Origin of the sequence: Sphingobium sp. MK2 (genome assembly GCF_040170545.1) — a bacterium.
Lineage (GTDB): Bacteria > Pseudomonadota > Alphaproteobacteria > Sphingomonadales > Sphingomonadaceae > Sphingobium.
Window position 1 is genome coordinate 46,922 of sequence record NZ_JAZDXA010000037.1, and the last position, 6,539, is coordinate 53,460.

Genomic DNA, 6,539 nt, shown 5'->3' on the forward strand with positions numbered 1-6,539 from the left:
GGGGAGCATCGCATCAGAATTTGGCTCCGACCGACGGCTTGATCTCGAGGGCGAGGCCTTCCTGGATGACGACCACGACATCCTTGGCCGCGCCGACTTCGACCACCGGGCCGGCCTGGCGGGCGAGATCGAGATAAAAATCGGTGAGCTTGTCCGACGATTTGGAGAGCCCGCCGGCAACGCCCGACTTGACGGCATCGCCCGCGTCGAGACTGCGCACGCTGCCAAGCGCCGAGGTCGAGAGGCTCCCGAACGTACCTTCGACCGACTGCGAAATGCCGGCGATCGTCCCGGCGATGAACGAGCGCGCGAGCGTCGCGCCGGCGCGGGTCACGACCTTCCCGGACAGCCCCTTCTTTCCATCGGCATCGACGAAGAAGCCCTTGATCGCCTGGTCGACCACCGCGTGGCTCTCGAAATCGACGCACGAGATCGAGACGAGCTGGATCTCGACCCGCTCCTTGGCGAGGCTGCCGGTCGCGTTGCCGATGACGAAGCAGCCGGCGAGATTGGCCTTCACCTCATTCGGAAGCACGGCGGGCGCCTGGACCCGGGCGATGATCGGCTCGGGATTACTGGTCGCGTCCCGGCTTGCCAGCGCGTCGATACCGGTCAGCAGCCGCGCCTTCATGAAACCAGGTGGCAAATAGATCGTCCGCTTCGCTTTTTTTGACGCGGCCCCGCCGCCCGCGCCTCCCTCCGCCGCTTGCGTGGCGGTCGCCGCGCCGATCGCGCCAACCTGCCGTTCCGTGGGCGGCGCGGGCGGCGCGGGTGGTGCCGCCGGAGCAGTAGGCGGCGCAGGGATTTCGTCGGCTGCGCCCCTGGCGTCGGGAGGAGCGGGCGGGTAGGCGGGGGCCTCGCCGGGTAGGGCAGGCGGAAGGTCTCCGTCGCCGCTCGCGCTTTGGGCGTGGCCGGTGTCGGCGGCGCCCGGGACCACCTTGCCTTCCTCGATCGCAGTCACCCGGTCTCCGAGCAGCGTCTGTCCGTCGAGGATCTTCTGGAGATCGCCGCGCAGCTTCACCTCGAGGCTGTCGCCGCGAAGGCCCGCGCCCATGTCGAGATTGGAGGCCTGGGGCGCCTTGGGCGCCTCCTTCTGGCCGCTGGTGCTCGCCGTGTAGAGACCGAGGCCAAGCAGTGCGATCGTCGATACGACACCCAGTTGCTTGGCGCGTAACTTCTGGTTGGAACTGAGCTTCGACCACTGCGCCGGCAGATCGAGCAGAGCCGGGCGCGCGGTATTCGCCGTCTCGTTGACGTCCCCACCCTGACGGGCCGACGGGCCAGCCTCTCCCTGAGGTTTCTCTTCGGGCGCTGTCATGGCTGGACACTCCGGCGAACGACGATCAGCCGAGCCGTCTCATTGGGACCCAGCGTCAGTCGGTCGATCGTGATGGCAAAGATGTCGGCCCCGAGCGCCGTATCGAGGAAGTCGCGTTCATCGAGCGTGATCGCGACGCTGGTGCGGACCAGATATTCACTGACCGAAAGCCCGGCGCCCTCGACTTCGAGACGCCGCCGTTCGCTGAGCGACGCCGTGGGAAGGTCGGCAAGGGTGAGCCTGTCGTGGGACGGTGCCACCTCGGAGAACGACGCGGGCACCCGGTCCTGCAGGATCGCAAGCGCAATCCCGACAGCCCGCTCTTCCTCCACTAACGGACCCAGAAGCGCATCATTGGCGCGCGCGCGCTGTGCCCCGCCGGGGACCAGCGTCACGGTCTGGGCCGGAATGTCGGCGGGCTCGGTGTAGAGCGGATAGATTGCGCCGTTGCACGAGACGAAGAATTCGGACGGTGTCGTCACGTAGGTGCGCGTCTTCATGTCGCCTGGCGCCGCGCCCGGATCTTCGGTTTCGAGGACGAGGAACTTGATCCATGCGTCAGATCCACCGCGTTCGACCGCGAGGCCCTTCTCGGCCGAGAATTTGACGTCCTCGATGTCGCCGCCGATGCACACGACATGATTGACGTCGCGATTGGAGAGCCGGATGCGGCTCGTCTGATCGGGCAGTGCCGCGATCGACTGGGCGAATGCGGGAACGCAAGCGGGAAGGGACGCGACGAACGCCCCCGCGAGGCAAGCGAGCCTCGCGCGGTTACCGGACATCGGCACTGAAATTCTCCTCCTGGAGGGCGGTCAGCCAGAAGCGGCCGTTCTCGAGCGCGTAGCGAATGCGCAGATTGCCGCGGAACTTGCGGATGACGCCGCCGATCACACGGACCTTTTCGACGGGCACGAGGATTTCGCTGCCCGTCCATGTGACGGGCTGGTCGCCGCGGATATAGGTCGCGATCGAGAGCGTGGGATTGTTGCCGAGCTCATCGAGCAGCCGATTCAGACTGTCGCGCAGGCCATTATACGCGGTGGGATGCGCGATTCGCAGCAGTTCCTGGAACTGCCGGTCCGCCGAATAAGCGGAATAGGTGCCGGCGAGACCCACGATGTTGAACGTGATCGAGCGGAGATAGCTCTCCGACGGTTTGTTCCCCGTCACATAGAGGTCGCCGTCTGCGCCGAAGGGCACGATCACGGTGCGCGTGTTCTGGTTCGAGGTGTAGATGAGCGTGCCGAGCACCGCGGTGATGCCGAACAAGCCGGCGATCGCCACCTTGAGCAGCCGGTTCTCCTCGAACAGGTTGGCTGATCCCTGCAGATAGCGATGCAGGTGCCAGCTCGGGCGCGTGTCGCCGATCATGTCGGCCGCTGCCTTGCGTCGGAATGGATGTGCCATCTCGCCTACTCGAAGAAGCGGGTCTGGGTCGGACCCGGATAGTTGCGGAAGCGGGCAAGGCCCCATCGCCAGGCCAGGTGCGGGATGAAGCCGCGCGGCTTGGTCCGCTTCCAGGGAATGAAGAGGAGAAGAGCGCCGATGAGCGACCAGCCGATGATTCCGCCGACGATGACCGCGACGAAGATCACGCTCATCACGACGATGAACTCCTGACTGTCGAACCAGAGGATCTGGACCGGCCGGTGCAGGAACTGCGGAAGTCGTTCGTCCACGCCCTTCTCCCTTGCTTCACCACGCTGCTGAGCGTGGTCTTCGGAAGGCGACCATCACCTTCCGTTGCGGTGGACGGGCGCCGGCGGACCGGCCACCCGACCTGTCTTCAGATCAGCATGCCGAAGGTCTGGAGGATCGAATCCGCCTTGATGAGGCAGACCGCCGCCACGATCGTCGGGATGCCGATCATGATGTTCGAAAAGAGCCGCGAGACGCCGAACAGGAAGGCGGCAACGCCGCCCACGAAGCCGAGCGGTCCCTTCACGCCCTGGTTCACGACAATGTCGTAAATGTCGTAACCAAGGTCGCCGGCGGCCGGCGCCTGGAAGGCGTGGGCGACGCTCGTGCCGGCGATCGCGGTCAGAAGGAAAAGGACGGCCGCGTCGATCGTGCGGAACGTCCTTCCCCGAAGCAAAGTCAACATGTTCAGTCTCCTTGTGGTCACCAGAGCCGTCCAGATCATGCTTGCCGGTACCGATCGGTGGTCGTGTCCGGCCGGCGGCTTCGCTGGACGGCCCCTGGAGGCGCGCTGCCGCCGGCATCCCGGTCCTCGCCAGCGCGGCATTCGCCGCGCACGTGCGAGATCCGCCAAAGTCATTCGGGCCGACCCTTCAGGGACTGGGCTTGGGTTTCCGGCTTTCGGTCTCGAGGAACGCTTCGAGTTCGGCCTGCTGGAAGCCCGAAACGAGTTTGCCGTTGACGAAGAGCGTCGGCGTGCCTGAGACGCCCATCTTGCGGACGGTTTCGGCGTCGCGGGCGACCTTCTCGGCGCCGGGACGGCATTTGTGCAGCGTGGCGGGCTGAGCACCGGAGTAGACGGATTTGAAGGCCGCTTGGCTGTCCGGGGAACAGAGGATATGCTCGGCTTTCGCTGCCGCCTGCGGGTGAATACCGCTCACGAAGTAGACGAGGCGCTGGACTGGTTTCCCCTCGGCTTCCTTGGCCAGCCAGAAGCGTTCGAGCGCTTGGCAATAAGGACAGTCGGGATCGGTGAACTCGATGACCTTGGGCGCGCCTGCAGGCCCTATCACAAGGGCCTCTGCGGGATTGATCGCGCTGAGGCGCTTCCTGGCGCTCGCATCCTGCGCCAGCGCTGTCAGGTTGACCCCGTTCTTGTCGTAGATCGCCGCAAAGAGCAGATGCTGGCTCTCCGGCGCGAAATAGATGACTCGTCCACCGGCAATAGCCTGATATATCGGACCACTGACAGGCGCCGGACCGAAGTCCTCGAAGGTCAGATTGGTGAAGGTCTGGCGCAATTGACGCTGAGCCTCCGCGGCGGCCGCCGTGAGCGGCTCGGCGCTGTTCTCTTGCGCATTGGCGGGAGCCGACGCGCAAAGTAGCGCAGCCAGGATCAGTTTACCGCTGCGGGACATCGGAGGACTCCGGACGAACGAGGGAGGTGCGCGCGAAAATTCGCCTGTCGAGAGTGAGCGAGTTTCCGAGCTTGATCGCCGCCGACAGAGGCGCCGGTGTCGCCGCAGGGGGAGGCGGGACAGAGTCGGCCTTTTCGCGGATCGAAAAGCCGGTCTCGCCCTGGACGACCGCGAGTTGGGCGGTACGGGCGCAAGGATAGGCTTCCGCGTCGGGACGATAGCTCTGGCCGCTGGCGGGATTGGCGCCGATGACATGCAGAAGGGCTGCTGCAAGCATGGGCGGGGAGCATGGAAAGTCCATGGCACGCGTCTCCTCATGGCGCCGCAAGGCGCTCGGGTCTGGGGTTTGGATGGTCCGGACGGTGGAGCTGGAGTTAGGTTCTAGACCTCCCCCAATCCGGTGCGTTCACAGCAATGGCGGTCTCGAACGACTGCCGCAATAGGCAGGGCACTGAAGTGCCGAAGCGGCGCAACAAAGAAGAGATAGAGCAGAACGGATCGAATGAAGTCGAGGAATGTCGAGACGATCAGATTTGGCGTAAAGCGGCACTATAATGCCGCTTTTGCCTCCGTTCGTCTTGCAAAAGCACCTGTTCGGGTTCGCGAACGGGTGCCGGCGCACTAGTCAGGCAGGAGAGACAGGCAATGGGTCGAGCACGACGCAGCTTCAAACTCCGGCTTTCATCCGCAGGCCTTGACGTCCTGATCGATTCCCACTGCCATCTGATTCGCGTTACGCGCTCGCTGATCGCCTGGGGAACCACGCTTCACGTGGCGATCGAACATCTGAATACCCTACCACCGAGTATAATTGCCGACCAACTGAAGGAGCCGGAACTTGCCGGCTTTGGTGGAAATGAGGAGCATCATGTCGGGGCGTCGCACCAGCTCTGGAATATCGCCACAAGCATTACCGAACGCGTCCAGGGTCACATGGCGGAAGGCCGGGCGCCGACCCTCGGCATGATCTACATCCTGGCGCTCCGGCAGATCACCACGGCCGACCAGTCGGCGCTGTTGCGCGCGTTTGATCGCGCTCTACAATCGGGAGCCAGAACGCCTGCTATCCGGGATACCCATGATCTTGCTGGATAAATCCCGACAAGTTGGCCGAGGTTCCATATTGACACTAGTGGTAAGTACACCTTAGCGTTCGACCTTACGGAAATGCCTTGGCGGGCGGAATCTCCCGTAAGGAGACGCGGATATGTCGCATTTGATAGCGACTTCCGTTGCTGAAAGTCCGATCCTGTATGTGAAGGTGCAATCGGGGCGGCAAATTGAAGAGGCACGGAAGAAACGGCGCCTGACCCAGCGCGATCTGGCGCGCGAGCTCGGCATGGGTGTGCGTTGGCTTCGTGAAATCGAAGCCGGCAATCCCCGTTCGCGGCTCGATGATCATCTTGTCTGCGCCTACAAACTGGGGCTCTCGACCGGCCACATCCTCATTCCTCTGCTCTTCGCGGGGCAGAAGATGTGCTTTCCACGGCAGTTGGCAATGGGAGACCTCAGCGATCTTGAGCGCATGTGCATCGAGATGATTGCGCAGCGAAATTTGGATCACCTGACCCAGGCTCTCACCCCGGCGTGGGCGAGTCCCCCGGTCCCGGCCGGAGCCGGACTATGATGTCGGCAATGGACCCTCCATTGCAGGAGCGTGTCTATCTCGGGCTTAAGGCCGATTACCTGGCCGGTCAGTTCGTCCCGGGCAAACGGATCGACATTCAGGATCTCGCGAACCGGCATCATTCGAGCAAGACACCGGTTCGTGAGGCCGCCTTCATCCTCGTTGGCGAGGGGCTTTTCACGCATCATTCAGATGGGGGCTTCCTGGTTCCGATCCTTGAGCCGAACGAGCTCATCGAGCTTCTCGCATGGCACTTGCAGTTGTTGATGACGACCCTGTCGAACCTGAAGGAAACAACATTGCGTCGTGCCCTGCAGCAATACTCAACCCTTAGCGAACAACCCTCGTCGGTAAGCACCGCAGTACGGGCAACCGAGATCTTTTCCTCACTGGCTGAGGCAACAGGAAACCGCCAAGCTTCTTTCGAGGTGCGCCGGTTAAACGAACGACTTCACTATCCCGGCTTATTCATCAGGGGGTGCCTGAAGGGTTGGCAGGAGTAGCGTAAGGTTCTGTTCTGAAGTAGGAAATTGGT

The 6,539-nt window shown here is 63.3% G+C and carries 10 protein-coding genes; 3 read left to right on the forward strand and 7 right to left on the reverse strand.

Features of this window, described 5'->3' with window-relative positions:
- Positions 1 to 13: 13 nt before the first annotated feature.
- The 7 genes from V2I08_RS15485 to V2I08_RS15515 form a co-directional block, all read right to left on the reverse strand.
- Positions 14 to 1,318 (reverse strand): TraB/VirB10 family protein, encoded by a 1,305-nt coding sequence (locus V2I08_RS15485; protein WP_349635892.1) that lies wholly within the window; start codon positions 1,316 to 1,318, stop codon positions 14 to 16.
- Positions 1,315 to 2,103 (reverse strand): type-F conjugative transfer system secretin TraK, encoded by a 789-nt coding sequence (locus tag V2I08_RS15490; protein WP_051520068.1) that lies wholly within the window; start codon positions 2,101 to 2,103, stop codon positions 1,315 to 1,317. Before V2I08_RS15490 ends, V2I08_RS15485 begins: the two co-directional genes overlap by 4 nt.
- Positions 2,093 to 2,692: a TraE/TraK family type IV conjugative transfer system protein gene (locus V2I08_RS15495; RefSeq protein WP_200866986.1), complete on the reverse strand. Its 600-nt coding sequence runs from the start codon at positions 2,690 to 2,692 to the stop codon at positions 2,093 to 2,095. Before V2I08_RS15495 ends, V2I08_RS15490 begins: the two co-directional genes overlap by 11 nt.
- 41 nt (positions 2,693 to 2,733) lie before the next feature.
- Entirely contained in the window at positions 2,734 to 3,000 is a 267-nt protein-coding gene (locus tag V2I08_RS15500; protein WP_043152464.1) for a type IV conjugative transfer system protein TraL, read from the reverse strand.
- Between the two features lie 107 nt (positions 3,001 to 3,107).
- Entirely contained in the window at positions 3,108 to 3,425 is a 318-nt protein-coding gene (locus V2I08_RS15505) for a hypothetical protein (protein WP_043152465.1), read from the reverse strand.
- A 187-nt stretch (positions 3,426 to 3,612) separates the two neighbouring features.
- Positions 3,613 to 4,377: a DsbC family protein gene (locus tag V2I08_RS15510; protein WP_043152466.1), complete on the reverse strand. Its 765-nt coding sequence runs from the start codon at positions 4,375 to 4,377 to the stop codon at positions 3,613 to 3,615.
- Positions 4,361 to 4,654 (reverse strand): hypothetical protein, encoded by a 294-nt coding sequence (locus V2I08_RS15515; protein ID WP_043152467.1) that lies wholly within the window; start codon positions 4,652 to 4,654, stop codon positions 4,361 to 4,363. The genes V2I08_RS15510 and V2I08_RS15515 overlap by 17 nt, the downstream gene beginning before the upstream one ends.
- 368 nt (positions 4,655 to 5,022) lie before the next feature.
- On the opposite strand from V2I08_RS15515, the gene V2I08_RS15520 reads away from it, so the two are divergent.
- The 3 genes from V2I08_RS15520 (at position 5,023) to V2I08_RS15530 (ending at position 6,507) form a co-directional block, all read left to right on the forward strand.
- Complete coding sequence (locus tag V2I08_RS15520) at positions 5,023 to 5,472, forward strand: hypothetical protein (protein ID WP_152542760.1); 450 nt, start codon at positions 5,023 to 5,025, stop codon at positions 5,470 to 5,472.
- A gap of 112 nt (positions 5,473 to 5,584) precedes the next feature.
- The gene (locus V2I08_RS15525; protein ID WP_200866987.1) at positions 5,585 to 6,004 is read left to right on the forward strand and encodes a helix-turn-helix domain-containing protein; all 420 of its coding nucleotides are present in this window, start codon (positions 5,585 to 5,587) and stop codon (positions 6,002 to 6,004) included.
- Positions 6,001 to 6,507: a GntR family transcriptional regulator gene (locus tag V2I08_RS15530; RefSeq protein WP_349635893.1), complete on the forward strand. Its 507-nt coding sequence runs from the start codon at positions 6,001 to 6,003 to the stop codon at positions 6,505 to 6,507. The genes V2I08_RS15525 and V2I08_RS15530 overlap by 4 nt, the downstream gene beginning before the upstream one ends.
- The last annotated feature ends 32 nt before the right edge of the window (positions 6,508 to 6,539 follow it).